The sequence below is a fragment of the Microbacterium sp. B35-04 genome, assembly GCF_010634885.1.
Lineage (GTDB): Bacteria > Actinomycetota > Actinomycetes > Actinomycetales > Microbacteriaceae > Microbacterium.
This window is the reverse complement of record NZ_MWLP01000098.1, coordinates 1-26207: the sequence shown is the minus strand read 5'-3', so window position 1 is coordinate 26207 and position 26207 is coordinate 1. Positions and strand designations below refer to the sequence as shown.

Annotated in this window: 22 protein-coding genes, 2 tRNA genes and 1 pseudogene; 10 read left to right on the top strand and 15 right to left on the bottom strand. The window is 67.4% G+C overall.

From position 1 onward, the window contains the following. The 3 genes from B1729_RS18210 to B1729_RS18200 form a co-directional block, all read right to left on the bottom strand. A partial coding sequence (locus tag B1729_RS18210) for a gamma-glutamyl-gamma-aminobutyrate hydrolase family protein (RefSeq protein ID WP_204318965.1) occupies nucleotides 1-399 on the bottom strand: 399 nt, incomplete at its 3' end. Next, a complete protein-coding gene (locus B1729_RS18205; RefSeq protein WP_163616299.1) occupies nucleotides 396-584 on the bottom strand; it encodes a hypothetical protein in 189 nt (62 codons plus the stop codon). The genes B1729_RS18210 and B1729_RS18205, both read right to left, overlap by 4 nt. After that, nucleotides 584-1375 carry a class E sortase gene (locus B1729_RS18200; protein WP_239525591.1) on the bottom strand — a complete coding sequence of 264 codons (792 nt, stop codon included), beginning with the start codon at nucleotides 1373-1375 and terminating at the stop codon, nucleotides 584-586. The genes B1729_RS18205 and B1729_RS18200 overlap by 1 nt, the downstream gene beginning before the upstream one ends. 55 nt (nucleotides 1376-1430) lie before the next feature. Between B1729_RS18200 and B1729_RS18195 the strand changes: the two genes are divergently transcribed. After that, nucleotides 1431-1670 carry a cell division protein CrgA gene (locus B1729_RS18195; protein ID WP_045301992.1) on the top strand — a complete coding sequence of 80 codons (240 nt, stop codon included), beginning with the start codon at nucleotides 1431-1433 and terminating at the stop codon, nucleotides 1668-1670. Between the two features lie 205 nt (nucleotides 1671-1875). Here the strand turns inward: B1729_RS18195 and B1729_RS18190 are convergent, their stop codons facing one another. Both B1729_RS18190 and B1729_RS18185 read right to left on the bottom strand, forming a co-directional pair. Then, nucleotides 1876-2787 (bottom strand): rhomboid family intramembrane serine protease, encoded by a 912-nt coding sequence (locus B1729_RS18190; protein WP_163616296.1) that lies wholly within the window; start codon nucleotides 2785-2787, stop codon nucleotides 1876-1878. Between the two features lie 150 nt (nucleotides 2788-2937). Next, a complete protein-coding gene (locus B1729_RS18185; protein ID WP_163616294.1) occupies nucleotides 2938-3510 on the bottom strand; it encodes a peptidylprolyl isomerase in 573 nt (190 codons plus the stop codon). Nucleotides 3511-3605: 95 nt separating this feature from the next. On the opposite strand from B1729_RS18185, the gene B1729_RS18180 reads away from it, so the two are divergent. Further along, on the top strand, nucleotides 3606-4172 hold the full coding sequence (locus B1729_RS18180; protein ID WP_163616292.1) for a DNA helicase: 567 nt from the start codon (nucleotides 3606-3608) through the stop codon (nucleotides 4170-4172). After that, nucleotides 4165-4662, top strand: coding sequence for a YbaK/EbsC family protein (locus tag B1729_RS18175; RefSeq protein ID WP_163616290.1), 498 nt, complete (start codon nucleotides 4165-4167; stop codon nucleotides 4660-4662). The genes B1729_RS18180 and B1729_RS18175 overlap by 8 nt, the downstream gene beginning before the upstream one ends. 16 nt (nucleotides 4663-4678) lie before the next feature. Here B1729_RS18175 and B1729_RS18170 read toward each other — a convergent pair whose 3' ends face one another. The 10 genes from B1729_RS18170 to dnaA form a co-directional block, all read right to left on the bottom strand. After that, nucleotides 4679-5116 carry an NUDIX hydrolase gene (locus tag B1729_RS18170; RefSeq protein WP_163616288.1) on the bottom strand — a complete coding sequence of 146 codons (438 nt, stop codon included), beginning with the start codon at nucleotides 5114-5116 and terminating at the stop codon, nucleotides 4679-4681. Between the two features lie 78 nt (nucleotides 5117-5194). Continuing rightward, nucleotides 5195-5267: transfer RNA gene (locus tag B1729_RS18165), tRNA-Ala, on the bottom strand. Between the two features lie 11 nt (nucleotides 5268-5278). Beyond that, a tRNA-Ile gene (locus B1729_RS18160) sits at nucleotides 5279-5352 on the bottom strand. An 85-nt stretch (nucleotides 5353-5437) separates the two neighbouring features. Beyond that, the gene (locus B1729_RS18155; RefSeq protein WP_163634177.1) at nucleotides 5438-5842 is read right to left on the bottom strand and encodes a DUF3566 domain-containing protein; all 405 of its coding nucleotides are present in this window, start codon (nucleotides 5840-5842) and stop codon (nucleotides 5438-5440) included. Further along, a complete protein-coding gene (gene gyrA / locus B1729_RS18150; RefSeq protein WP_163634175.1) occupies nucleotides 5839-8475 on the bottom strand; it encodes a DNA gyrase subunit A in 2637 nt (878 codons plus the stop codon). The genes B1729_RS18155 and gyrA overlap by 4 nt, the downstream gene beginning before the upstream one ends. 65 nt (nucleotides 8476-8540) lie before the next feature. Beyond that, the gene (gyrB, locus tag B1729_RS18145; RefSeq protein ID WP_163616282.1) at nucleotides 8541-10574 is read right to left on the bottom strand and encodes a DNA topoisomerase (ATP-hydrolyzing) subunit B; all 2034 of its coding nucleotides are present in this window, start codon (nucleotides 10572-10574) and stop codon (nucleotides 8541-8543) included. A gap of 121 nt (nucleotides 10575-10695) precedes the next feature. Next, nucleotides 10696-11232, bottom strand: coding sequence for a DciA family protein (locus B1729_RS18140; protein WP_163634173.1), 537 nt, complete (start codon nucleotides 11230-11232; stop codon nucleotides 10696-10698). Further along, on the bottom strand, nucleotides 11225-12433 hold the full coding sequence (recF, locus tag B1729_RS18135) for a DNA replication/repair protein RecF (RefSeq protein ID WP_163634171.1): 1209 nt from the start codon (nucleotides 12431-12433) through the stop codon (nucleotides 11225-11227). Before recF ends, B1729_RS18140 begins: the two co-directional genes overlap by 8 nt. Nucleotides 12434-12551: 118 nt before the next feature. Further along, nucleotides 12552-13706: a DNA polymerase III subunit beta gene (dnaN, locus tag B1729_RS18130; RefSeq protein WP_163616277.1), complete on the bottom strand. Its 1155-nt coding sequence runs from the start codon at nucleotides 13704-13706 to the stop codon at nucleotides 12552-12554. A gap of 478 nt (nucleotides 13707-14184) precedes the next feature. Next, nucleotides 14185-15618, bottom strand: coding sequence for a chromosomal replication initiator protein DnaA (gene dnaA / locus B1729_RS18125; RefSeq protein ID WP_163616275.1), 1434 nt, complete (start codon nucleotides 15616-15618; stop codon nucleotides 14185-14187). 309 nt (nucleotides 15619-15927) lie between these two features. Here dnaA and rpmH point away from each other — a divergent pair, with 309 nt between their 5' ends. The 7 genes and pseudogenes from rpmH to B1729_RS18090 all read left to right on the top strand — a co-directional run. After that, complete coding sequence (gene rpmH / locus B1729_RS18120; RefSeq protein ID WP_055952712.1) at nucleotides 15928-16065, top strand: 50S ribosomal protein L34; 138 nt, start codon at nucleotides 15928-15930, stop codon at nucleotides 16063-16065. Between the two features lie 8 nt (nucleotides 16066-16073). Next, nucleotides 16074-16409 carry a ribonuclease P protein component gene (gene rnpA / locus B1729_RS18115; protein WP_163634169.1) on the top strand — a complete coding sequence of 112 codons (336 nt, stop codon included), beginning with the start codon at nucleotides 16074-16076 and terminating at the stop codon, nucleotides 16407-16409. After that, entirely contained in the window at nucleotides 16406-16762 is a 357-nt protein-coding gene (gene yidD, locus B1729_RS18110; protein WP_163634167.1) for a membrane protein insertion efficiency factor YidD, read from the top strand. Before rnpA ends, yidD begins: the two co-directional genes overlap by 4 nt. A gap of 8 nt (nucleotides 16763-16770) precedes the next feature. Further along, entirely contained in the window at nucleotides 16771-17934 is a 1164-nt protein-coding gene (yidC, locus tag B1729_RS18105) for a membrane protein insertase YidC (RefSeq protein ID WP_163616269.1), read from the top strand. Between the two features lie 25 nt (nucleotides 17935-17959). Beyond that, nucleotides 17960-18478 carry a R3H domain-containing nucleic acid-binding protein gene (locus B1729_RS18100; protein WP_163616267.1) on the top strand — a complete coding sequence of 173 codons (519 nt, stop codon included), beginning with the start codon at nucleotides 17960-17962 and terminating at the stop codon, nucleotides 18476-18478. Between the two features lie 41 nt (nucleotides 18479-18519). Beyond that, on the top strand, nucleotides 18520-19143 hold the full coding sequence (gene rsmG / locus B1729_RS18095; protein WP_163634165.1) for a 16S rRNA (guanine(527)-N(7))-methyltransferase RsmG: 624 nt from the start codon (nucleotides 18520-18522) through the stop codon (nucleotides 19141-19143). Nucleotides 19144-25901: 6758 nt separating this feature from the next. Further along, a pseudogene (locus B1729_RS18090) lies at nucleotides 25902-26207 on the top strand (chromosome partitioning protein); the annotation flags it as partial.

Here is a 26207-nt window from a genome sequence, read left to right as displayed (position 1 = left end):
CGCGGTGAACGGGTCGGGCAGCCCGCTGTACAGCGGCGACCCGTCGTGATGCACGAGCGAGGTCATGCCGTGCATGAGCTCCGTGGCGTGGTCGACCGTTGCACCGAACGCCTCGCCGATGGCTTGGTGGCCGAGGCACACCCCCAGGAGGGGGATGCCGCCTGCCGCCGCGGCGCGGACGACGGCGATCGACGCCCCGGCGTCACCCGGCGTGCCCGGACCCGGCGAGACCAGCACACCCGGCCGACCCTCGATGGCCTGCGCCGCGTCGGAGATCGCGTCGGCCTCCACCAGGTCGGTCTCGGCGCCGAGCTCGTGCAGGTACCCGACCAGGGTGTGGACGAAGCTGTCATGGTTGTCGACGACGAGGATGCGCGACGACGACGATCCCGCGCTCACGACACCGGCGCACCGGCCGGCGCGACCGGAAGGGTGACCGTGACCTCCTGCGGGTTCACGAACTGGCTCACCCACGGGAATGCGAAGAACAGCAGCCCGTAGAGCAGCGCCGCCACGAGCACGAGCAGAATGAGCACCCGCACCCACCAGGGTCCCGGCAGTACCCGCCAGAGTGCCCCGTACATCAGGCCACCGCCTGGAGGGATGGCGGCAGCTGTCCGGCGGATCGCGGAGTGAACGACTCGAACACGCCGTAGGCGACGATGCGCTCCGTCATCGACAGCTTCGGGCTGCAGCTGGTCAGCGTGATGTACGCGGTGCCCGCGGGGACGTCCATGGCCTGCGGGACGGGCAGGAGCACCTCGACCTCGTCCGGGCGGACGTACTGCAGCGTGCGGAAGCGATACGTGTACCAGCCCTCTTGCGTCTCCACCACGATGGCGTCGCCGACGTGCAGCTCTGCGATGCGGTTGAAGGGAGCGCCGAACGTCGTGCGGTGGGCGGCAAGGGCGAAGTTGCCCGGCTCGCCGGGCATGCTGGTGCCCGGGTAATGGCCGATCCCGATCGTGTCGAGCGTGCGGGCACGCGTCACGCCGCCCGCCATCGGCACCGCGTAGTCGTCGCCGAAGCGGGGGATGCGCATGACCGCGAACTCCTGCGCGTCGGCCGGCTCGGACAGCAGGGGCGGCGGTGCCGTGACCGGCTCGGCCGGTGCGGCGGCATCGGGGGTCGGCGCCGCGACCGGGGCCTCCTGCTCGAACTGCTCGGCCCACTCCTGCGACAGCTCCGTGCCCTCGGCGTTGCGCTCGGCGCCGTAGATCAGATCGCCGACCCAGAGCTGCCAGACCACATAGAGGAGGACGATGACGCCGGCGGTGATGAGCACCTCGCCGATGACGCCGACGACCGACGTGCGCCGGCGCGGCGTTCGTCCCCTGCGCGCGGCGCGCCCCAGGTCGGACACGGCTTCATCCACAGGCCGATTCTCCCACAGCACAGGTGAGGGCCGGCTGGCAGTTAGACTCTTGACCATGGCACGACCCGGCAAAGACGACGACTCGCTCGTCGAGCGCGCAGAAGGCGAAGCCGCACCCAATCCGGTGTGGTTCAAGCCGATCATGATCGGACTGATGCTCATCGGCCTGGTCTGGATCCTCGTCTTCTATCTGAGCGGCATGGCGTTCCCGATTCCCGACATCGGGGCGTGGAATCTGGTGATCGGCTTCGGAATCGCCTTCATCGGCTTCCTCATGACCACGCGCTGGCGATAGCGAACCCTGCGAACGAGAAACCCCGGTCTATGACGACCGGGGTTTTTCCGTGCCCGGATGCCGGGAGTCGCGGCGCGCGGGGCACTGCGGGAGCGGCATCCGGAGTTGTTAACAAGTCTGTTAACACCTGTGAATTACACGGCTGTCATTCTCCCCAGGCTGTGGATGAGCCTGTGGATAACTCCGGCCCGAGCGGGGGAGAGGTCTACCCGAGGACGAGGGCGGGGAACAGTGCCGGCACGAACAGCAGGGCCACCAGCCCGGCGGCGACCGCGACGAGCAGGCCGATCTGCAGCCTGCGCTGTCGCACCGCGCGCGTGCGCGTGAAGATGAACGCGACCAGCAGGCCGGTCAGCAGCCCGCCGAGGTGCGCCTGCCACGACACCCGCACGCCGCCGCCGTACAAGAGCGGCAGGAACGTGATGACGAGGTTGATCCCCAGCACCACGGCGATGCCGGTGATGTTCGCACCGATGTGACGTCCGATGATCAGCAGCGCGCCGAACAATCCGTAGATCGCACCGGACGCTCCCACGACGAAGGTGTCGAAGCCCAGCAGGACGACGGCGACCGAGCCGCCGAGACCGCTCAGCAGATAGAGGGTGAGGAATCTGCCGCGTCCGAGGAGTGGCTCGAGGCTGCGCCCGAGCATCCACAGCGCCAGCATGTTGAGCGCGACGTGCCAGATCCCGTTGGAATCGTGCACGAAGAGCACGGTGATCAGTCGCCAGGGCTCGAAGACGCCGAACCAGGCGGGGTAGAGGTACGCCGGGGTGAACATCAAGGCACCGGTGACGGTGTCACCGAACCCGGGGATGAGCTGCAGCAGGTACACGAAGGCGGTGATGCCGATGAGCGCGTACGTGACGATCGGTCGCCCCGACGACGCCGACACCGCGCGCGGACGCGACCACTGGCGCTCCGCCTTGCGCTGAGCGGGCGACTGCGCCTTCTGCTGATCGCGCAGGCACTCGGGGCAGACGACGCCGACGGCGGCCGGCGTCTGGCACTCCGGGCAGATGGTGCGCAGGCAGCGCTGGCAGAGCACGAAGCTCTGCCGGTCGGGATGCCGGTAGCAGAAGTTCTCGCGGTTGCGCTGGAAGTCGTCGGTGGTCACGCGGCGCCCGTCTCTGTTTGTGGGCTGAGGGGTTTTCGTGGACTCAGGTTTGGTGGGCCCGGGTACTCGTGGGCTCGGGCGCGGAACGCAGACCCGCGGGGATCCGGGCTTGCAGCGGCGATCGCCGCCGCAAGCCCAGTACCCGGAGGATCAGACCGAGGCGATGTCGATCGACTCGATGACGACCGGCTCGACCGGGCGGTCGCCGGCGGCCGTCGGCACCTCGGCGATGGTGTCGACGACGGCCTTCGAGGCGTCGTCGGCGACCTCGCCGAAGATCGAGTGCTTGCCCTGCAGCCACTCCGGTCCGCGGCCGCCCTGGCCGGGGACGGTGATGAAGAACTGCGAGCCGTTGGTGCCTTCGGGCTGGCCGGTGATCGCGTTGCGGCGGAGGCCCGCGTTCGCCATGGCGAGCTTGTACGGCGCGGTGAAGGTGAGTTCGCCGTTGATCTCGTCGTTGAAGTTGTAGCCCGGTCCGCCGACGCCCTGGCCGAGCGGGTCGCCGCCCTGGATCATGAAGCCCGAGATCACGCGGTGGAAGATGACGTCCTTGTACAGCGGGCCCTCGCCCGGCTTGCCGGTCGCCGGGTGCGTCCACGCCTGCGAACCGTCGGAGAGCCCGACGAAGTTCTGCACGGTGCGGGGGGCGTGGTCTCCGAACAGGTTGACGACGATGTCGCCGTAGTTGGTGTGGATCGTTGCGACAGCGGTGTGAAGCGGCATTCCTACATTGTCTCAGAGTTCGCTGCAACCCCTCCCGTCTCGGCGGTGGTCTGGCAAGATGGGGAGACGACATCCCCACGACAGGGAGGGCAACCGTGAGCGTCAGCCGCAAGCGCAAGAAGGAACTCGAGAAGCTTCAGAAGCAGGCCAATCAGCTGTGGGAGACCCAGCAGGTTTTGGTGGGTGAGGCCGCGTCCGTCGCACGGGAGGCCAGTCGGCAGCTCGGACACTTCGGCCGGGAGCAGGTCAAGCCGCAGGTGCAGGCGGGTTACGAGAAGTACGCCGCACCCTATGTCGACAAGGGTAAGAAGGTCGTGAGCGGCACGGTCATCCCGGCAGCCGGTGCCGTGGTCGGCTCCGCGCTGTCGGTGTGGGATGCCGCGAACGACACGCGCGCGCACCTCGCCGGCGGTCGCGCACTGCCCGACAAGAAGACGTACAGCAAGAAGGCCGACAAGTACGCCCGCGAGGCCACCCGGTACCTCTCGGCTCGCCTCGAGCGTGCCGAGCCCCAGAAGAAGGGGATCGGCGCCGGCGGCGTGATCGCCATCATCCTGGGTGTGGCGGCCGCGGTCGGCGTGCTCTACGCCGCGTGGCAGACGCTGCGCGCCGACGACGAGCTGTGGGTCGCCGACGACCCGCTGCGCGCCCCGGATGCCTGAGCCCACGACCGGCGAGACACTGACGGGGGTCGACCGCGTCCGCGCGGCGGCCTCCGCTCGCGGCCTGGCGATCGAGATCCGCGAGCGCCCGGCCGCGAACAGCCTGCCCGAAGCCGCCGCGATCCTCGGCATCCCGGCCTCGGGCATCGTGAAGACCCTCGTGGTCAAACGCAGCGACGACACTTACCTGTTCGCGCTGATCCCTGGTGACCGGGCGATCTCATGGCCCAAACTGCGCGCGGTCGTCGGGGTCAACAAGCTGCAATTGCCGGATCCGGCACGCGCCCTCGCCGCGACGGGATACGAGCGCGGCACGATCGTGCCCCTCGGGAGCACCCACGACTGGCCGATCTACGCCGACAGCGAGATCGTCGGTCAGCGCATCGCGATGGGGGCGGGTGCGCACGGCTACAGCATGTTCGTCGACGCCGATGACCTCGTCGCCGCCTACGGTGCGACGGTCGCCGACATCTCGCAGCCGACCGACTGACGGCGTGCTCCGCCGGTCAGCGCACCGGCAGTTCGAGTCCGGCCATCTCCAGGGCGATGTCGACCAGCTTCACGCGCTGCAACGCGCGCACCTCTGTGAGCGCGAACCACTCGGCGCGATCCGTCGTGCCGTTCGTCTCGTTGCGCAGTCGTCCCCCGGTGATGTGTGCGCGATAGACGATGCGCAGGGTATGCAGCGGACGGTCGGCGCCGGGAATCAGCCGCCTGCCGGGCGGGATCACGCGGGAGTGGATGCCCAGCAGCGCATCGATCGCCACCCGGTAGCCGGTCTCTTCCCTGACCTCGCGGCGTGCGGCCCGCTCGGGGTCCTCGCCCTCTTCGAGCCCGCCTCCGGGCAGCGTCCACGCGGAGCGCCGTCCCTCGTTCCAGTGGGCGAGCAGCATGCGGTCGTCTTCGTCGATGATCACCGCGTAGGCCGCGACGCGCAGGTCCATGCTTCACCATACCCACGGGAGAACTCTCGGGAAACGAGGAAAGCCGGCCCCACGCGGGAGCCGGCTCTCTTCACGTTGTGGAGCCTAGGAGATTCGAACTCCTGACATCCTGCTTGCAAAGCAGGCGCTCTACCAACTGAGCTAAGGCCCCGGGGCAAGGTGTGGGGCTACCAGGACTTGAACCTGGGACCTCTTCATTATCAGTGAAGCGCTCTAACCGCCTGAGCTATAGCCCCGAATGTCTGCGGAACTGCGTTCCGCAACCTCCAAGACTTTACCCGACGCAGCCCGATTTCACGAATCGAGCCCGTCGAGTTTCCGTCAGTTCGAGGTGAAGCCGACGAGCAGCCCGCCGGTCACCTTGACGGCGAGGTTGTAGATGCCCGCGATCACGGCGCCGAGCACCGTGACGACCACCAGGTTGAGGATTGCCACGACGGCCGAGAAGGCCAGGACCTGCGGGAAGCTCACGAAGTCCGACAGCAGGATGCTGCCGTCGGTGAAGCTCGAGAAGAACTCGTCGGCCTTGCCGATGAGACCGGTGGTCGACACCACCAGGTACACCATCACGAAAGAGACGACCGTCACCACCGCGATCGCGATCGCGGCCAGGAAGGACAGCTTCACCGCGGACCAGAAGTCCACGTACACCAGGCGCAGGCGCACCTGCTTGGCGCTGGTCTTGTGACTCGATTTCTTGGCGAGCTTGTCGGCTACCGTGCTCATGCGTCAGTGCTCTCTTCGGGGGTCTCGGGGGAGGCATCCGACCCGTCGGTGTCTTCTGATGACGGGGTCTCAGGTGACGCGGCCTCTGGGGCTGCGTCAGCGGCGTCCTCGGGTTCTTCGGCGAGGCCGCGTTCCCCGTTGCGGGCGATCGCGAGGATGCGGTCGTCGCCGCCGGAGCGGGCGAACACGACACCCATCGTGTCTCGACCCTTGGCGGGGACCTCGGCCACGGCAGAGCGTACCACCTTGCCGCTGGCAAGAACCACCAAGACCTCGTCGTCCTCGGAGACGATGAGACCGCCCGCCAGATCGCCGCGATCGTCGCTCAGTTTGGCCACCTTGATGCCCAGTCCGCCGCGGTTCTGCACTCGGTACTGGTCCACTGAGGTGCGCTTCGCGTAGCCGCCTTCTGTCACCACGAAGACGTACCCCTCGTCGGTCGCGAGCGATGCCGAGAGCAGGCTGTCGCCGGCACGGAAGTCCATGCCCTTGACCCCCGACGTCGAGCGGCCCATCGGACGCAGCGCCGAATCGGTGGCCGAGAAGCGCAGCGACATGCCGTGGCGGCTGATGAGCAGGATGTCGTCACCCTCGTCGACCAGGAGGGCGCTGACGACCTCGTCATCGGGGCCGGCCTCGATCTCGTCGCCCTCTTCGGGAACCTGCCCGCGGAGCTTGATCGCGATGATCCCGCCCTGCCGGTTGGTGTCGTACTCGGTCAGGCGGGTCTTCTTCACGAGGCCGTTGCGGGTGGCGAGCACCAGGTACGTCGCGACGGAGTAGTCCCGGATATCGAGGATCTGGGCGATCTCCTCGTCGGGCTGGAGCGCCAGGAGGTTCGCGACGTGCTGACCCTTCGCGTCGCGCCCCGCCTCCGGAACCTCGTACGCCTTCGACCGGTACACGCGGCCCTTGTTCGTGAAGAACAGCAGCCAGTGGTGGGTCGTCGTGACGAAGAAGTGCTCGACCACGTCGTCCGCACGCAGCTGTGCACCCTTGACGCCCTTGCCGCCGCGGTGCTGCTGGCGGTAGTTGTCGCTGCGTGTGCGCTTGATGTAGCCGTCGCGAGTGACCGAGACCACCATCTCCTCTTCGGGGATGAGGTCTTCCATCGACATGTCGCCGTCGAAGCCGTGGAGGATGTGCGTGCGACGCTCGTCGCCGAACTTGTCCACGATCGCCGTCAGCTCGTCGCGGATGATCGTGCGCTGGCGCCCGGGCTTCGCGAGGATGTCCTGGTAGTCGGCGATCTGGCGCTCGAGTTCCGTGGCCTCGTCGATGATCTTCTGTCGTTCGAGTGCGGCCAGGCGACGCAGCTGCATCTGCAGGATCGCTTCGGCCTGCACGTCGTCGATGTCGAGGAGCTTCTGCAGGCCCTCGTTCGCCTCCTGCACGGTGGGCGACCGGCGGATGAGCGCGATGACCTCGTCGAGCGCGTCGAGCGCCTTGAGGTATCCGCGCAGGATGTGCATGCGCTCCTCGGCCTTGCGCAGCCGATAGGTGGTGCGCCGGACGATGACGTCGATCTGGTGGTCGACCCACAGCGCGATGAAGCCGTCGAGCGCGAGCGTGCGCGGCACGTTGTCGACGATCGCGAGCATGTTCGCGCCGAAGTTCTCCTGCAGCTGCGTGTGCTTGTACAGGTTGTTCAGCACGACCTTGGCGACGGCATCCCGTTTCAGGACGACCACCAGGCGCTGACCGGTGCGGTCGGAGGTCTCGTCGCGGATGTCGGCGATGCCGGTGATCTTGCCGTCGCGCGCGAGGTCGCCGATCTTGACCGCGAGGTTGTCGGGGTTCACCTGGTAAGGCAGCTCGGTGATCACGAGGCAAGTGCGACCCTGGAGCTCTTCGATCGACACCACGGCGCGCATCGTGATGGAGCCGCGTCCGGTGCGGTACGCCTCGCGGATGCCCTTGGTGCCGAGGATCTGCGCGCCGGTCGGGAAGTCGGGGCCCGGAATACGCTCCATGAGCGCGTCGAGCAGCTCCTCGCGCGAGGCGTCCGGGTGCTCGAGCGCCCACAGCGCACCCGCGGCGACCTCGCGCAAGTTGTGCGGCGGGATGTTGGTCGCCATGCCGACCGCGATGCCGACGGAGCCGTTCACCAGCAGGTTCGGGAAGCGCGCCGGGAGCACCGACGGCTCCTGCGTCTGCCCGTCGTAGTTGTCCTGGAAGTCGACGGTCTCTTCTTCGATGTCGCGCACCATCTCGAGCGCGAGCTGAGCCATCTTCGTCTCGGTGTACCGCGGGGCGGCTGCGCCCATGTTGCCGGGTGAGCCGAAGTTGCCCTGGCCCTGCGCCAGCGGGTACCGCAGCGACCACGGCTGCACGAGGCGGACCAGGGCGTCGTAGATCGCCGTGTCGCCGTGCGGGTGGTACTGACCCATGACCTCGCCGACGACGCGGGCGCACTTCGAGAACGACTTGTCGGGGCGGAACCCGCCGTCGTACATGCCGTAGATCACGCGGCGGTGCACCGGCTTCAGGCCGTCGCGCACATCCGGAAGCGCGCGGCCGATGATGACGGCCATCGCATAGTCGAGATAGCTGCGCTGCATCTCGAGCTGGAGGTCGACCTGGTCGATGCGGCCGTGATCGTGCTCAGGCTCGGGGCGTTCGTCTTCAGCCATGTCTCGTCTTTCGTCTTCTGCGTTTCGTCTGTCTGTGCTCGCTCAACGACCGGGTCGACGCCCGGTCAGATGTCGAGGAAGCGGACATCCTTGGCGTTGCGCTGGATGAACGTGCGGCGGGACTCGACGTCTTCGCCCATCAGCACCGAGAAGATCTCGTCCGCGGCGGCGGCGTCGTCGATCGTCACCTGGCGCAGCGTCCGGGTGGTGTGATCCATCGTGGTCTCCCACAGCTCCTTGGCGTTCATCTCGCCGAGGCCCTTGTACCGCTGGATGCCGGAGTCCTTGGGGATCCGCTTGCCGTTGGCCAGCCCGTCCTCAAGGAGCGCGTCGCGCTCCTTGTCGGAATAGACGTACTCGTGGGCAGCGTTCGTCCACTTCAGGCGATACAGCGGGGGCATCGCGAGGTACACGAAGCCGGCCTCGATGAGCCCGCGCATGTAGCGGAACAGCATGGTGAGCAGCAGCGTGGTGATGTGCTGACCGTCGACATCGGCATCCGCCATCAGCACGATCTTGTGATAGCGCGCCTTGTCGATGTCGAAGTCCTCGCCGATGCCCGTGCCGAAGGCCTGGATCATCGCCTGGACCTCTTTGTTTGCCAGGGCCTTGTCGAGGCGTGCGCGCTCGACGTTGAGGATCTTGCCGCGCAGGGCCAGGATCGCCTGCGTGTGCGGGTCGCGCCCCGAGACCGCGGAGCCGCCGGCCGAGTCGCCCTCGACGAGGAAGATCTCGCTGATCGAGGGATCCTTGCTGGTGCAGTCCTTCAGCTTGTCGGGCATCGCCGCCGACTCGAAGACGCTCTTGCGACGCGCGGTCTCGCGCGCCTTGCGTGCAGCCATGCGCGCGCTGGCCGCATCGATCGCCTTCGTGATGACGCGCTTGGCCTGCACCGGGTTGCGCTCGAGCCAGTCGCCGAGCTGGTCGCCGACGACCTTCTGCACGAACGACTTGGCCTCGGTGTTGCCCAGCTTCGTCTTGGTCTGACCCTCGAACTGCGGCTCCGACAGCTTCACCGAGATGACGGCGGTGAGACCCTCGCGGATGTCGTCGCCGGTGAGGTTGTCGTCCTTCTCCTTGAGGAGGTTCTTGTCGCGCGCGTACTTGTTGACGAGCGTCGTCAGCGCCGCACGGAAGCCTTCTTCGTGCGTACCGCCCTCGTGCGTGTTGATGGTGTTCGCGAAGGTGAAGACGTTCTCGGTGTAGCTCGTGGTCCACTGCATCGCGAGCTCGAGCGAGATGTGGCGCGTGGTGTCTTCCGACTCGATCTCGATGATCTCGTCGTTGACGACGTCGGCGTGACGCACCTTGTTCAGGTACTCCACGTAGTCGACGAGACCACGCTCGTAGTAGAAGTCGTCGTACGGCTGGCGCTCTTCCGACCCGCCGCCCTCGGCGTCGGTGACGTACGCCGAGGCGGGACGCTCGTCCGACAGCGTGATGCGGAGCCCCTTGTTGAGGAAGGCCGTCTGCTGGAACCGGGTGCGCAGCGTGTCGTAGTCGTAGTGCACCGACTCGAAGATCGTGTCGTCGGGCCAGAACTCGATGACCGTGCCGGTCTCTTCGGTGGGCTGGCCCTTGGCCAGGGGCGCCTGCGGCTGCCCGCCGTCGCGGTAGGACTGCCGCCAGACGTAGCCCTCGCGCTTGACCTCGACTTCGAGGCGCGTCGAGAGCGCGTTGACGACCGACGAGCCGACGCCGTGCAGACCGCCCGAGACGGCATAACCGCCGCCGCCGAACTTGCCGCCGGCGTGCAGCACGGTCAGAACGACCTCGACCGTCGACCTGCCCTCGGTGCGGTGGATGCCGACCGGGATGCCGCGGCCGTTGTCGACGCAGCGGATGCCGCCGTCGGGCAGGATCGTGACGTTGATGGTGTCGCAGTATCCGGCCAGCGCCTCATCGACGGAGTTGTCGACGATCTCGTAGACCAGATGGTGCAGGCCGCGCTCACCGGTCGAGCCGATGTACATGCCCGGGCGCTTGCGCACCGCTTCGAGACCTTCCAGGACCTGGATGTCGTCTGCCCCGTATGCGTTGGGAGCCTTCTCGGGCGTTTCGGGTTCCTCGGAAACGTTATCGGGGGTGTCAGACGTCATCTTCGCGAGGGCTCCAAATGCTTCGACGGGTGCCCTGACAGTCTATCGGGTAACGGCCCGATCACAGCGCTCTACGCCCATCTGAGCGCATGAAAGTTGCTCGGATGACTCAGAACGTGACTCATCCGTAGGTATCGCGCGGACCGCGGCCTGGAATCGTTCTAGGACCCCATTTCCAGGAGGGGACGTCCGGCCCGATGAAGCGGACCGCATCCACCTTCGCCTCGGGGAAGCGGCGGACGATCTCGGAGAGGATGTGGGCGCGCATCAGCTGGAGCTGCTTCGCCCACGCCGTGGAGTCCGCCTGGACCGTCAGCGACCCCTCAGAGAAGGCGACCGGACGGGTGTGACGCGCGGTGTCTTCGCCGGCGACCTCCGCCCAGGCGCGGACGACGTCCTCACGGGCGAGCTGGCCGTTCCACCCTGCCTCCCGCGTGAGGTCGGCGATCACGTCGCCCACCCCGCGGGGGTCGCGACCCGGCGCGAAAGGGATGTTCTCGTCATCCACCGTGCGACGCCGTCGCTTGCGGAACGACCGCCCGGACGGCTCGAGTCCGCGAAGCCGCAGGTACGTCGCGATCGTCTCAGGGATGTCGGACCGGTCGGGCAAGCCCTCCGCACCCGCCCCGGTCCCTGCGCCTGTCGAAGGGTCAGGCATCCGTCGCCTCCGCATCGGCCGGATCGAGGATGCGGCCCGCTTCCACCCGCACCATCCGCGCCCGCAGCGCCTCGGGCACATCTCCTTCGACCGCGGCGGTCACCACGACCTGCTCGTAGCCGGCGGCGAGCTGCGCGAGCCGGGCGCGGCGGTCGGTGTCGAGCTCGGCGAACACGTCGTCGAGGATGAGCACCGGATCGCCGAGGCGCGAGTCTGCCCGCAGCAGCTCGGCCGACGCGAGACGGAGCGACAGCGCGACCGACCACGACTCGCCATGGGACGCATAGCCCTTCACCGGAAGTCCGCGGATCCGCAGCAGCAGGTCGTCGCGGTGCGGCCCGACAAGGGTGAGCCCGCGCTCGAGCTCGGAGGTGCGCTTGGCGGCGAGAGCCTGACGGAAGAGATCCGCGATGCGCTCCGCCGACGTGCCGGCCGAGTCGGGGGGGGATTCGGGCGAGGAGGCCGGCGCTGAGCCGCCGTCGCCGTCCTCATCGGTGATCGCGCCCGCGACCGAGAGCGCCCACTCGATCTCGGGACGGTGGTCGGCGCCGGCGATCGCGGTGTACGCGGCGGCGAGCGGAGTCGCCAGGTCGGTGGCGAGCGCGAGCCGCGCCGAGATGAGCTGCGTGCCGAGCGAGACCAGCTTGTCGTCCCACACGTCCAGCGTCGAGAGGGCGTCGCCGCGGATCCCCCGCGCCTTCGCGGATTTCAGCAGTGCGGTGCGCTGCTTGAGCACGCGGTCGTAGTCGGAGATGACACCGGCCATGCGCGGCGTCCGCTGCACCAGCAGCTGATCGGCGAAACGTCGGCGGGCGGACGGGTCGCCGCGGACGATCTGCAGATCCTCCGGTGCGAAGAGCACCACCTGCGCGTAGCGGGGCAGCTCGGTCGGCTTCACCGCCGCACCGTTGACCCGGGCCTTGTTCGAGCCCTGCCGGTTGACCTGCGCCTCGAGCTGCACCCGGCGTTCACCGTGCGCCAGCCGTGCCCGGATGATCGCGGCCTCCGCCCCGTCGCGGACCATCGGCGCGTCGTTCGAGACGCGATGCGACCCCAGCGTCGCCAAGAACCCGATGGCTTCGGCGAGGTTGGTCTTGCCCTGACCGTTGCGGCCGACGAACACGTTCGGCCCGGGCCCGAGCTCGACGTCGGCGGCCGCATAGTTGCGGAAGTCGACGAGACTCAGGTGCTCCACGATCACTGCGTCAGCCTAGTTCGAGTGTGCGACGTTTCGTCTCGCTCGTTCCTCGCTCGCTCAACGACCGGTGCGGGTGGCTCGATTGAGCTTGCGGTGGCTGAGGCTGTCGAAGCGAGTCTGATCAGCGCAGGAGCAGGTTCGGCTGCAGCAGGTAGCGGAACGAGTCCGAGCCGGCCCGATCGACCGAGGTCTGCGGGGTGATGAGCACGGGGCTCAGCTTGTTCGCGTTCTCGCTCGAGGTGAACGTGATGCGCACGAACTCGCTCTTGACCGCACCGAGGGACTCGAGCAGGTACTGCGGGTTCAGGCCGAGCGTCACATCGTCGCCGCCCAGGAGCGTGGCGTCGACGGACTCGGTGGCACGCGCCTGCTCGGTGCCCGAGGCATCCATCGACACGCTGTCGGCGGTGAAGGTGAACCGCAGCGGCGCGGAACGGTCGAGCACGAGCGACACGCGTCGCACCGCCTCGGCGAGCTCGGCGGTGTTGACGACCGCGTGGTGCTCGGTGGCCTCGGGGAACAGTCGCCGCACGGGCGGGAAGTTGCCCTTGATGAGCAGCGACGTCACCGTCTTGTTGCCCGCGGTGAACGCGATGATCTCGCGGTCGCCCGATCCCGAGAACGCGATCGAGATGTCGCCGCCGTGCGCGAACGTCTTGCCGACCTCGGTGAGCGTGCGTGCTGGAACGAGCGCCGTGGTCGACTCATCGGTCGCGGTGCCGCCGCCGTCCCAGGGGATCTCGCGCAGCGCCACACGGTAGCGGTCGGTGGCCACGAGGCTGAGGGTGGTTCCCGACACCTCGAGCTGCACACCCGTGAGGACAGGCGTCACGTCGTCGCGCGACGCGGCGAAGGCCACCTGGGCGATCGCGGTGGCGAAATCCTCGGAGGGCACGAGACCCGAATCGCCGGTGACCTCGGGGATCGCCGGATACTCCTGCACCGGCATGGACGAGAGGGTGAACCGTGCCGAACCGCACGTCAGCAGAATGCCGCCGTCGTCGTCGACCTCGATCTGAATGGGCGCGTTCGGCAGACGGCTCGCAATGTCCGAGAGCAGCCGGCCGTGGACCAGGATCGTGCCCGGGTCATCGACGGTCGCCTCGATCGTCGTGCGCGCCGACGCCTCGTAGTCGAACGCGGCGAGCGAGAGGCCCTCGGCGGATGCCTCGATCAGCACGCCCGCCAGGATCGGCTGCGGGTTGCGCTGCGGCAGGAGTTTGACGACGAACGATACGGCTTCGCTGAACACATCGCGGTTGACGTGGAACTTCACGAACGCTCCCTCTGCAGCGGGCCCTTCGACTGCGGGCTCGGGGTTCTCATGCTAGTGCCAGCCCTGAGGATTGCCAGCCCGGTCCGTCCCGTGAGGGACTCTCCCCCGCAAAGGTGATGGGACGGGTTCATCAAAGAGATTTCTTGTCATGGTGTTAACGACTGTGGAAACTGTGGACAACTCCGGCGTCGCCAGTCGGGACACGGAAACCACAAGAGTGTGAGTTGTGGAACGGCTGCGGAGGGATGTCGGGAAGTCGGATGCCGCGGCCCCCGGCATCCGCAATCCATCCACAGGCTTCCCCCGCTCGTTCACAGGAGTTTCCGCAGGGTTGGAGAGTTATCCACAGGTTTTCCACACTGTGCAGAACCGGAATGATGGCCCTGCTCGCGGCACGTGTCAAGAACTTTTCGAGGCATATGCACGGAAGGGCCCGCGCGTCTTCACGCGCGGGCCCTTCGCAGCTGTATGTCGTCCGTCAGCGACCGTTGCGGCCGAGCTGAGCGGTGATCTCGGTCACCTGGTTGTAGATCGACCGGCGCTCCTTCATGAGCTCGCTGATCTTCTTATACGCGTACATCACGGTCGTGTGGTCGCGATTGCCGAACAGCTGCCCGATCTTGGGCAGAGACAGGCTCGTGCGCTCGCGGCACAGGTACATCGCGATCTGGCGGGCCTGCGCGACCTGCTGCGAGCGGCTGGACCCGTAGAGGTCGTCGACGGTGAGCTTGAAGTAGGCGGCCGTCGCCGTGATGATGTCGGTCGGCGAGACGACGTTGGCGTCGTCCTGATCGACGATGTCGCGGAGCACCGTCTGTGCCAGGGACATGTCGAGCGTCGAGCGATTGAGACTCGCGAACGCCGAGACGCGGATGAGCGCGCCCTCGAGCTCGCGGATGTTCGACGACACCACCGTCGCGATGTACTCCATCACCTCGTCGGGGATGTGGAGGCGCTCGGACTGCGCCTTCTTGCGGAGGATCGCGATGCGCGTCTCGAGGTCGGGCGCCTGCACGTCGGTGATGAGGCCCCACTCGAAGCGGCTCCGCATGCGGTCCTCGAAGCCGGTGAGGTGCTTGGGCGGCACGTCGCTCGTGATCACGACCTGCTTGTCGTGATCGTGCAGCTGGTTGAACGTGTGGAAGAACGCCTCCTGCGTCTCGGCGCGGCCCTGCAGGAACTGGATGTCGTCGATCAGCAGGATGTCGACATCCCGGTACCGCGCCTGGAAGGCCGAGCCGCGATTGTTGGCGATCGAGTTGATGAAGTCGTTCGTGAACTCCTCGCTCGACACGTACCTCACCCGGATGCCCGCGTACAGGCTCAGTGCGTAATCGCCGATCGCGTGGAGAAGGTGGGTCTTGCCCAGCCCGGAATCGCCGTAGATGAACAGCGGGTTGTACGCCTTGGCCGGCGCCTCGGCGACCGCGACCGCCGCGGCATGCGCGAAACGGTTGGACTGGCCGATGACGAAGTTGTCGAACGTGTACTTGGGGTTGAGGCGAGTATCGCTGCGGGAGACCGATGCCGGCTCCGCAGGCTCGTCGACGTGCGGGCGCGCGATCGGCGCGGACGTCTGAATGACCGGCGCGGTGGACTGGATCTGGATCGGCGCGGTCAAGTGGGCGTCGGCGAGGTCCGGATTGACGACCACACGGAAGTTCGAGGCCGGGTCCTGGACGTCCTGCCCGACGCGGGTGAGCGCCTCGAGGATGGGCGCGCGCATGCGCTTGGTGAACTGCGCGGCGGTCAGATCATTGGGAACGTCGAGGTACAGCGTTCCCCCCATCACGCCTTGCGGCACCGCGAGGCTGATGAAGCCGTGGAGCTGCGGGGTGATGCGATCGTCGCGCACGAGTTCGTCCAGTACGGCCGTCCAGACCGGAACGTCTGGAACTTCGTGCGGTGTCATGGCCCCCCCGGGTTGTCGATGATTCCACCGGAAGCCGCTGAAACGTCCGTCCAGGCCTGTGGATAACTGCCGGAGCCACGCTAGTCAGGAGGCGTCGCGTGAGCAAACTCCACTGTAGATCCGCCCTGCGTGTCGGTGCCAGGGTGGAATGCATCCCCGGTGCATAATGACACGTTCTGCGCTCGGTTTGAGTTCTCGGGCAACACGACGTAGCCTTAATCGGTTGACTTATGCCCTCGCGGCAGTCGCCCCTGTACACACGTCCCCGGTCTCGAGCGTCCCGGTGACACCTGATCGGAAGTAGTTCCCATGAGCAAGCGCACCTTCCAGCCCAACAACCGTCGTCGTGCCAAGAAGCACGGCTTCCGTGCCCGCATGCGCACGCGCGCGGGCCGCGGCATCCTTTCGGCTCGTCGCGCCAAGGGGCGCACCGAGCTCTCGGCCTGAGCCGAGCGGTGCTCGGGAGGCGGAACCGACTCACCCGCGGAGCGGAGTACAAGGCCGTCGTCCGTCGGGGCCGTCGGTGCGCCGGAGCGCACACCGTGACATACGTGAACCGCGCCGTGACCGATGGTCCGGCGCGGTTCGGTTTCATCGTGAGCCGGCAGGTGGGTGGCGCGGTCGTGCGCAACACCGTCCGCCGTCGCCTCAAGGCCCTCTGCTACGAGTCGCTCGCAGCCGTCCCGCCCGGTGATGACATCGTGATCCGCGCACTGCCCAGCGCAGCTTCCGCGTCCTTCGCCGATCTGCGCAGCGACGTCGAGAAGTGCCTGGCACGGAGGACCCGATGAGCGTCCTTCCCGCGTATGCCCTCGGCGACGCCGAGTTCTCGGCATCCGATTCGCTCCGCAGCGTCCCGCTTCTCCCCCGTAACGCGGTCCTCGCACTGTTGCACGGCTACCGCGCCACGATCTCGCACACCTACGGCGACGTCTGCAAGTACTACCCCTCGTGCTCGGCCTACGCGGTCGGCGCAGTGCAGCAGCACGGTGCCGTGAAGGGTGCGGCGCTCACCGCAGCGCGCCTCGCCCGCTGCCACCCGTGGGCCGTCGGCGGCGTCGATGACGTGCCGTCCCACCAGAACTTCCGGCACGAATTGACCCGTCACGGGTTCGTCGTGCCCGCCCCCACCGGAAAGGACTGATCCTCCACATGGATCTCTTGTCAGCCCTGGCTTCGACGCCCTCGCCGTCCCCCGCAGCGCCGAGCGGCGGCTTCGATCTCTTCGGGATCATCCTGTGGCCGCTGAAGTGGGCCGTCGAGGCGGTACTCGTCTTCTGGCACTGGTTCTTCACGGCGATCGGCCTGCCGGCCGCCGACGGCATCACCTGGGTGCTGTCGATCGTCGGCCTGGTGATTGTCGTTCGATCGGCGCTCATCCCGCTCTTCGTGCGCCAGATCAAGAGCCAGCGCAAGATGATGGAAATTGCTCCTGAACTGCGGAAAGTTCAGGAGAAGTACAAGGGCAAGAAGGATCAGCTGTCTCGCGAGGCCATGAGCCGCGAGACCATGGCGCTGTACAAGAAGCACGGCACAACCCCGGTGTCGAGCTGTCTGCCGCTCCTGGTGCAGATGCCGGTCTTCTTCGCGCTGTACAGCGTCTTGAGTGACGTCACCAAGCACTACGCCGCCGGCATCGGCGGCGTCGGCCTGCTCAACGCGGAGCTCACGGCCGAGTTCTACAACGCGAAGCTCTTCGGCGTCGCGTCGCTGCATGAGACGCTGATCGACGCCTTCAACACCGGCAACACCGCGGCCATCGCGATCCTGCTGACGCTGGTGGTGCTGATGATCGCGTCGCAGTTCTTCACGCAGCTGCAGATCATCTCGAAGAACCTCTCCCCCGAGGCCAAGACCGGCCAGGCGTACCAGATGCAGCGCATCATGCTCTACGTCCTCCCGCTGGGCTTCATCTTCTCGGGCGTGTTCTTCCCGCTCGGCGTCGTCATCTACTGGTTCGTGTCGAACCTGTGGACGATGGGCCAGCAGTTCCTGGTCATCCGCGAGATGCCGACCCCCGGTTCCGACGCGGCCAAGGCGCGCGAGGAGCGTCTGGCGCGTAAGGGCAAGGCGCTCGATGCATCGGGCAAGGTCGTGCCGATGGAGAAGTACCTTGCCGAGCAGCGCCGTCTGTACGAAGAGGCCGAGAAGGCCAAGGCTGCGACCCCCAAGCGCCAGCAGCCGGTGAGCAAGCAGCGCGCCAAGAAGCAGGCGCAGCAGAAGCAGCCCGGGCAGAAGGCCGCCGGCCCGGCGGCCGGTGCCGCCGGTGAGACCGACTCCCCTGGCGCGCCCGGCTCCACCGGCTCCGCTTCCTGACCCGACGTCCTACGAGGATCACGCTATGACCACCTCCCCTGAGTACGCACCCGTCGACACACGCGAGGAGCGGGTTCCCGCCACCGTCGCGCAGCTCGAAGAAGAAGGCGACATCGCCGCCGACTTCATCGAGGGTCTCCTCGACATCGCCGACATCGACGGCGATCTCGACCTCGACGTCCGCGCCGGCCGTGCCTATGTCTCCGTCGCTGCGCCGTCCGGCGGATCGGTGGCGCTCATCGCCGCACCCGACACCGTGCAGGCGCTGCAAGAGCTGACGCGCATCGCCGTGCAGAACCGCACCGGCCGGTTCTCACGCCTCATCCTCGACGTCGGCGGTTCACGCGACGCCCGCCAGCACGAGCTCGAGGCGCTCGTCGACCGCGCGATCGCGCGGCTGGAGGACGGCGCTTCGCAGGCCTCGCTGCCTTCGATGTCGAGCTACGAGCGCAAGGTCGTGCACGACATCGTCGCCGATCGTGGCTTCGTGTCGGAGTCCTACGGCGAAGGCGCCGACCGCCACACCGTGATCCGTCGCGGCTGAGCCGCGCGTTTCACGTGGAACATCTGAGCTCGGAAGCATCGATGATCGAGATCGAGCAGGAGCCCGCGGCCGCTGCCGAGATCTTCGGCGACCGGATCGAGGTTGCGCGCGCGTTCGCAGACGCACTCGGACGGCATGGCGAGGAGCGCGGCCTGATCGGCCCCCTCGAGCCGCCGCGCCTGTGGTCACGCCACATCCTGAACAGCGCCGTCATCGCACCGCTGTTCTCCGGTCGCGTCGGTGACGTGGGCTCGGGAGCCGGTCTTCCCGGACTCGTGCTCGCCATTGCGCGGCCCGATGTCGAGTGGGTTCTGATCGAGCCGATGGAGCGCCGCGTCGCGTGGCTGTCGGAGCAGGCCGACGCGCTTGAGCTCGCCAACGTCGAAGTGGTTCGTGCACGGGCAGAGGACTGGAAGCGTGGTCCGGTGCTCGACGCCGTCACCGCCCGCGCGGTGAGCGCGTTGCGCACCCTGGTGCCGATCACCGCTCCCCTGGTCCGCTCCGGCGGCGAGCTCATCCTGCTGAAGGGTACGAGCGCCACGAACGAGATCGAGGCCGCCGAGAAGCAGCTCCGCAAGTTCAAGGTGACGAACGCGCGTGTCGAGGTCGTCGGCGAGGACCTGCTCGAGGAACCCTCACGGGTGATCCGCGGCACCGTTCGCTGATCCCGATCAGCCGCCGGGGAGCGGTGAGCCAGCAGGCCGTGCGCACGGACGGGGTGGCCTGGGTGTAGCCGTGGGATGCGGCCGGGGCTGGTTCCATCTCAGCGATGTTTCACGTGGAACGTCGGTGAGTCCGCCTCTGGGTCCGGTCCGAGCATCGCATCGCGGTGTCGCAATGGGTCGGCCAGCGCCGATTGAGGTCGTGCACTCCGTCCTTCGTGGCTCGGGTGTTCCAAAGGAACTCCATGGAGCGATGTTTCACGTGAAACGTTCGCGCCTCTGATAGGGACGTTCTGTGAATCGGCTCTCGCGCAGGTTTGCCGTGAGGTCGATTGGTACGACAACACCGTGGCCGGGGATATTGCCCGGCGACGTTCGACTTCCTGCACCACTCCCCCAGGAGCTAGGGGGCATCGGATGTCGCGATGACGAAGGCGTCAATCATGGCTCCACGTTGCTGGCAACGGAAGCACTGCCTGCGGCGAGTTCCTGCGCGAGATCGTCGCCGAGCTGAGGCCATGCGCGGACGTCTGCATTCAGATCGCCGGAGCGTGGTGTGCAGGGGCCTTGTCGAGATCATCGACGGCGGCCCCAACACTTCGACGCCGCGAATGGGTGCCCGCAGGGGGTGAGCGTACGCCGATCGATGATCAGCTCAGGGAACAGCTCTCTTCGCTGCTCACTACAACCCAGCGGTCGCGCCCGTCCGTTCGGCTCTGACCGGCGCGGTGCCATCGGCCGCAGAGCCGGCGACGGGACGAGACGTAATGAGCCAATCGGCGCCGTAGACGAGGGCGCTGGTCGTCATAACGGCTGCTAGGGCGAGCAGCAGGCGCCACCTCGAGACATGACGCTCCATTGCCACAGTGAGCCACGCACCGCGGGAACTGGCGCGCGTGACGGAGGATGGCGGGGCGGTGACAGGCACCGTCGTGGGGTCGACGACGGCTGCAGGAGCAGTTGGGGCCCGGTAGGGCGACTCTCGTTTCGTCACCCGCTTCCCGCGGAACGTCGGCGGATGCGTGTGTCCGCCGCGGGGGGCTCCCGAGATCGGTGGGGCGTGTGAGAGCCAGAGGGTCGCGGTTGATGTCTGCCGCGGGATCACGGGCGCACAACCGCAGTTTGCGGAGCCGGTTGCGCGTCGGACGAGTCGCCGGACGTCTGCATCATCCGGTGCGTCCGCCTCTGGGTTCGTAGGTTCCGAGCATCGCATCGCGGTGTCGCGATGGGTTGGCAAGTGCGAGCCGAGGTTTTTGCGTTGCCGTCCTGCGTGACTCGGGCGTGCGACGAAGCTCCATGGACCGATGTTTCACGTGGAACGCCCGCGCCTTTCGTGGCGACGTCCTGTGAATCGGCTCTCGCGCAGATTCACCGTGGGTCGGTTGGTGCGCACCGTGTGGCCGGGGCATTGCCAACGGAGCCTCATGACGCGAGTTGGCCGCCTGCCGCTCGCCCTAGCAGCGACTATGACGACCATCGTCCTCATGAGGCACGACGACCCGAAGGTGTTGGACGCCGGCCACACGTCGACACCGTCGTGCGGGTCGAAGCCGCGCAGCGTGGCGAGGCCTCTCCCCACCTGGGCTGCCTCGCGAGGCGCGAGCAATCGAAGGATCTGCTCGTCCGCCGGGATTCCGGTGGGTTGCAGCGTCGGCACGGGTGGACGGCTCCACGATGAACGCCGCGGTTGCCACGACCAAGCCCGCGGCGACGCCGATGACAGCGCGACGATCGCAGGCCGGGCGTACACCGCGTCTGATCCCGCCGCGGCGCTCGTCAACGCGAGCTCCGACGCCCGAAGGGGCGGAGCTCCCTATGTGCGCCCGGTAGATCCGGGATCAGGAAGGCCAAGAGGCTCTGGCCGCAAGTGCTGCGGACTGGCCAATTCCTCGTTTCCCCACCCACCGGACACCCTCATTTGCCCTGTGTGGAATGGCAGCATCCCGTGTTCACTTCACTCCCCTGCACTGCACTGCAGTGCTTTGGTCAGCTCTGCGGGTTGGATGCCGAACGCTAGTGCTGAGGCTCGAGCTGGACCGCTCAGAACGCCGGAAGTCTGGCGGCGGTCGGAGGGCCCGGTGCGGATGTTTCACGTGAAACGCCGGCGCCCCTGTCCGCCTCACCGATAGCGACGGGTGGTTCACTGTGCTCGCGTATCCGCCGCTGCTGCGTCACCACGACGAAGGGTGCGATTCCGTGTGTTGCGGCCGCAGCATCGCACCGGCCGCTGATTTCACGCGCGACAACGTCATTGAGTCAGGTGTTTCACGTGAAACACCTGACCCGCGCCCGCTGGCGCGAACAGTCGTCCTCGCGGGAGTGGACGCGGAGGCGAGGCGCCTGCCGGACGGCTGCGGCGCCTTGCCCGAGGTGACAGTCCTCGACCACACTTGACCGTGCTGGCTGAATCGTGACGAATATGTCGCGGGACAACGGCCGACAAGTCGACGTACCGGATCCCGCTCGCGGCGCATGTTCACGTGGTGCAGCACCCGAAGTGACGTGGCAGGGCTCGTTCCTGCCGGGCGAAGGGTGACGGCGCCTGCACGGCGGCCGTCTGCCTCCCCGCGGTCGCCGATGTTGGTGAGCCACCGGAGCACACGCTCGCCCTGCTGCTCCACACAAACGGAAGACCAGCCTCGATGCTGTGTGCCGCTCCCTGCCGTCGACGGTTCGCGTGATCCCCATGGGCGAGGTCCTGGGTCGCCTACCCGCCCGCAGTCCTCTCACCTGTTCCGGAACGCCGTGCTCGGAACGCACCCGGGGTGCTTTGTGGGCGTCTCATCAACCGCAACTGCCTCCGCGGCCGAGAAGGCGACCGCATTGACAGATGTTTCACGTGAAACACTCTGAGCAACCGACGGCACCGAGCAGAGTTTGCGCGGCGACGGTTGGACTCATCAGTCAGCGGGGTTTTGGAGACGTAGCGCCTCAGAATGCGCGGAAGGGAGGGAGACGGACGCGTGTTGGCGCAACACTCGCGGATGGAGGGACCGGTCTGGACGTGAGCAGTTCGGAGGCCGGGCGCATTCCCTACCGTCACGCGACTCAAGGGTTCGAGCCGCAGGCGACCGTGACCGGGCAGGTGGGAGACTGTCCCCTTCTGCGGCGGCGCACCGGCCGAGCCGGCTGTCGGGCGACAGGCAGACGGCGCTGACTGGCAACCCATGATCGAGCGGCCGTTTGCGCGGCGCGACGGGGGCGAGCGGTCGAGATCGTGTGCAGCCTGGTGATCGTTCGAGCACTGAGGGTTTGGCTGCTACTTCGTTGCTCGTCTGTAGTGTCCCGTTGAGAGAGTCGGCAGACATGTTCCGGCATTCGCTTAGGCGTTTCACGTGAAACACTCCTTCCCGCCCATACTGCTGATGGGTGCGCGGTATCTGCAGTATTGAGCGTGAGGGCTCTGCGGTTTGGTGCGAGCCGGCGGCCGGTTGCCGGGGGGCGGCGCAGCTCCGATGGGGCGCGTAACGCCGTCTCGGCTGTCGCGAGGCGACACATTCGTCGACGGTGCGCCAACGGCGGGTTGCTTGGAAGGCCGAGGCGCCCGCGACGGCCGGCTGAGGGAATCGCTCTGGGGTCTCATATGACGAAACTGGTCCGCCACAGGGAGCGGTCACCGACGGACCAGCGGGTGCGACCGTGGGTCGGCGAGGCCTTGACGTCGCGGCGGACCAGCGTCTGTTGGCGGCTCGCAGTACTCGCGGGCGCGTCGTCAGCCCGTTCGGGGCAAGCGCGGCAGGCAGCGCGCGGCGGGAGGCACCGACCCCCGGATGACGGCGGGAGCCGGTCGCAGCTTCCTTGGGCGGTCGTGGCAGCTCCGTGATCGGGTGAGAGGATCCTCCCCCGATGAGCGCGGTCGCGTGCTACGCCTCGAGCTCGTGGGAGGGTATTGCCGCGCACCACAGCGGCGACCGTCAGCCGGTCCCGCTACGCCACGCGTACGCGAACGGGTGCTCGAAACAGCATCCGACCGATCGCACCGTGACGGCTGGTCCGGCGGTTCCGCTGGGCACGGACTTCGTTGGCGATCACAACTGCGGGCTGATAGTCGATAGGCCTCGCTGCGAGATGTTTCACGTGAAACGCCCTGCGCGCGCGGGCGGGCTGATCCGATGGCGCGCGTGAGGTCGATGGCGCCTTGGACGAAAGCCAACCAGGGCGGCTACGCGGCGGCCATGACTGGACGTCCCGTGGTCCACCACCGCCGCCTCCAGGCGATGGCGGTAGGCCCGACGACGCAATCTTGGCCGAGATTCCGGGGACGGAGCCGGTGGCTGCCAGCGCGGGACAGCGATCGCGTTTCGGTCTCGAGGTGAAAATGGGCGCCGGGGGGCACTGAGGGGTGGCGGCACGTCGGTGGCGCTCCAGGCGAGTCGCGGGTCGAGCGGCGCCTGTACGCGCGTCAACATGTTCGTATGACCACAGGTGGCGGCCTTCAAGATGTTTTGGCTTATCCAGGGCTCGACGTGTAGGCGGGCGGGACGAGGGCTGGATGGGGCCGGACCTCGTCCCATCGCCGAAAGTTTCACGTGAACAAGCTCACTAGTGGAGTGGTGAGGGAACGTGTGAGGCGGTTTGGTCGGCGGTCCCATGCCGACCCGCGGCGAGCCGGCGCTTTGATGCGCCGGCCCTCCGTCTGCGGCTGAAGGTTCTCAGGTGAACTGCGCTTCGAGGAACTAGACCGGTGGGTGGCAGGTGCGGTGGTCCTCTGGCCCCGCTTGGACCATTACGCCCCCGGAACATGGTCGATAGTGCCGAGACGGGCGCGACTGGCGGGACACGCAAGCTGCGGTGGTTGGCGCGGAGGGCGTATGGCGCACCCTGCCGACGGGTGCTAGCCGGCAGCTAGGGGCGGGATGGTGGCCGCGAGCGCAATGTTTCACGTGAAACACACGGGCTCGACGGTGACAGTTGGCTGATGGGTGCCCGTGGTCGCTTCGTGGGTGTGCTTTAGGAAGGGTGGCGAATGGGCGGGTGCGGCGGCGACTGGAGTGTAGCGAGGCACCGGTGCCGCCATCACGGTGGCGGTGGGCAAACGGTCCGCCGCTGCGACTCGGGTGGCGCGGTGACTCAGTGGTCGCGCCGGGGGTTGTTGACCGCGACTGGCTTCACGACGCTCCGCTTTCGCCGAGAAGTGCTGAGAGATCGTGGCATTCGCCTTGGTATCCGCCTTCGCCTGGGGCGACCGTGCCACCGTTCGCCGACGTCGCCCGCGACCCGACGACTTCGGCGTGAGCATCGGTGTCCCCCACCCAGGGGATGAGGTCGGCCGGGGTGTTGCCATGACATCGTCTTGGGTGCGGCGCGCTCTTGTAGCAGGGGCCGGTTTCGGTGACTCTGGCCGACACTCGCATGAATAGCCGGGAAGTGCGCTCTCGGCGCCTTGATGGACGGCGCGCGCGGTGAGTGTCCGCAGTTTCTTGAACGGTGTGGCGAAGCGGTTGCCGACTACGCGGCGCGTGGGTCGCATGTTTCACGTGAAACACAAACTCCGCGATGGTGACCGATCGGGGTTGCAGTGAGGTGTCATGGCTGCGCCGGGCTGTTGCGAACGGGTGCGCCGGAACGCAGGACCGCCACCGCGGCCGCTGTCGGCATGAGATGAGGCGCCGGCGTCCGTGTGCGGGAACGAAGCTCACCCGAAGGGCAGTGCCACTCCGGTGTGCGAAGCGATGCCCGAGCGAGGTCGTACCCCGTCACGGAGGCGTGAGTTCGGGGCGCCGTGAAGTGTGCGAGCGCTGCCGCTGTTGGTCGGGCGCTTTCGGAACGCGGTGGACGACCGACGATCGGAGCCTGTTGCCGCCCCACCGGTGTGGATGGGCGACCTGATGCAAGCATCATCGCAAGGCGAGGCGCACGGGGTTGGGTGGTCATCGGGCGCTCTGCTGCAAGCGTGACTATGCGGCAGGGTGGCTGGACCGGCGGCTCGAGGGCCAGGCGATCATTCCTGTGGGCCGAACGGTGGAGGCGGCGTACGGACGACGTGAACTCGAGGCAACGCCGCGCATTCTCTTGACTCCCGCGGAGGACCAGGTGGGAGAGGAAGATGCCCCGCCGAGTGCTGGAGCCCTGGCACAGTCGCGCAGACTCATCTGTGTGCAGACCCGCGGGGGTCGACTGAGGTCATCGGACGCCCGCAGGTCACGTGGGCCGCGATGCGGCTGCTACCACGACGGCGGGGACTGCCTGAGTGAGCGTCGAACGGGCTTCCTCGGTGCTCTCGCGAAGTCGAGCCCACACCTGCAATGGGCCGTGGGGCCGAGCCGTGCGTGGCCCCCTGCATGCCCTTCCCACGGGCCAGGCCACGGACGACGGACTCCACCCGCCGTCTCACGGGCCAAAGCCTGGAGCACCCGGGTCGGCAGTGCGATGTTTCACGTGAAACGCAGTGTGCAACAAGCACCTCGGGCTTTGAATATCGCGGCCGAGGGACGCGCAACCCCTGCAGACGACCTCGTCCTCCGCAGCAGAACGGGCGTCGAGACGGCACGAGGGAGCGAGTTTCGAGACGCCGATGGTCTCCGTGCCCTCGTCGAAGTCGTGGCGTCGCCGCTTCTGCCACAATCGGCACTCGGGCTTCCCTTGAAGCGGCGGGTTAGCGCCGCCGACGTGGTCAGGCGATGTTGACTAGAGGCGATAGCAGGCCCGCTCGCAACGGTAAGGAACGCATGAATAACTGGCTCCGACGGCTGGGGATGGGGGGAAGGCGGGATAAGGTGGAAGGCGATGTTGAGCGGCTCGCGCAAAGGGGAGAGTTTCACGTGAAACAACCCGACGAGACCGAGGCTCAGGCATCCCTCTCGTCCGATCGCCCGCTCACCGCGCTGGCGACAGAGTCGCCGTCAGCTTCCGCGGACGACAGCGTCGAAGCTCCACCCGAGGCATCCGGCGCACCCCAGTCGGCAGTTCCTGCGGACACCGCGTCGCCGGACGCAGCCCCGCCCCATATGGATGACGGGGCCCCCGACACCGCCGACGCGTCCGCTGGACACATCCAGGAAGAGGACGAGGGCATCGCACCTGACGAGCGGGTCGCACCGAGCGAGGACCTCACGCCGAGCGAGGAC

What these genes read in the sequence shown, in the direction of transcription:
- B1729_RS18205 (WP_163616299.1), bottom strand. Translation starts at nt 584, where the DNA reads ATGTACGGGGCACTCTGGCGGGTACTGCCGGGACCCTGGTGGGTGCGG.
- B1729_RS18195 (WP_045301992.1), top strand. Translation starts at nt 1,431, where the DNA reads ATGGCACGACCCGGCAAAGACGACGACTCGCTCGTCGAGCGCGCAGAA.
- B1729_RS18185 (WP_163616294.1), bottom strand. Translation starts at nt 3,510, where the DNA reads ATGCCGCTTCACACCGCTGTCGCAACGATCCACACCAACTACGGCGAC.
- B1729_RS18175 (WP_163616290.1), top strand. Translation starts at nt 4,165, where the DNA reads ATGCCTGAGCCCACGACCGGCGAGACACTGACGGGGGTCGACCGCGTC.
- B1729_RS18170 (WP_163616288.1), bottom strand. Translation starts at nt 5,116, where the DNA reads ATGGACCTGCGCGTCGCGGCCTACGCGGTGATCATCGACGAAGACGAC.
- B1729_RS18155 (WP_163634177.1), bottom strand. Translation starts at nt 5,842, where the DNA reads ATGAGCACGGTAGCCGACAAGCTCGCCAAGAAATCGAGTCACAAGACC.
- gyrA (WP_163634175.1), bottom strand. Translation starts at nt 8,475, where the DNA reads ATGGCTGAAGACGAACGCCCCGAGCCTGAGCACGATCACGGCCGCATC.
- gyrB (WP_163616282.1), bottom strand. Translation starts at nt 10,574, where the DNA reads ATGACGTCTGACACCCCCGATAACGTTTCCGAGGAACCCGAAACGCCC.
- B1729_RS18140 (WP_163634173.1), bottom strand. Translation starts at nt 11,232, where the DNA reads ATGCCTGACCCTTCGACAGGCGCAGGGACCGGGGCGGGTGCGGAGGGC.
- dnaA (WP_163616275.1), bottom strand. Translation starts at nt 15,618, where the DNA reads ATGACACCGCACGAAGTTCCAGACGTTCCGGTCTGGACGGCCGTACTG.
- rpmH (WP_055952712.1), top strand. Translation starts at nt 15,928, where the DNA reads ATGAGCAAGCGCACCTTCCAGCCCAACAACCGTCGTCGTGCCAAGAAG.
- yidD (WP_163634167.1), top strand. Translation starts at nt 16,406, where the DNA reads ATGAGCGTCCTTCCCGCGTATGCCCTCGGCGACGCCGAGTTCTCGGCA.
- yidC (WP_163616269.1), top strand. Translation starts at nt 16,771, where the DNA reads ATGGATCTCTTGTCAGCCCTGGCTTCGACGCCCTCGCCGTCCCCCGCA.
- B1729_RS18100 (WP_163616267.1), top strand. Translation starts at nt 17,960, where the DNA reads ATGACCACCTCCCCTGAGTACGCACCCGTCGACACACGCGAGGAGCGG.
- rsmG (WP_163634165.1), top strand. Translation starts at nt 18,520, where the DNA reads ATGATCGAGATCGAGCAGGAGCCCGCGGCCGCTGCCGAGATCTTCGGC.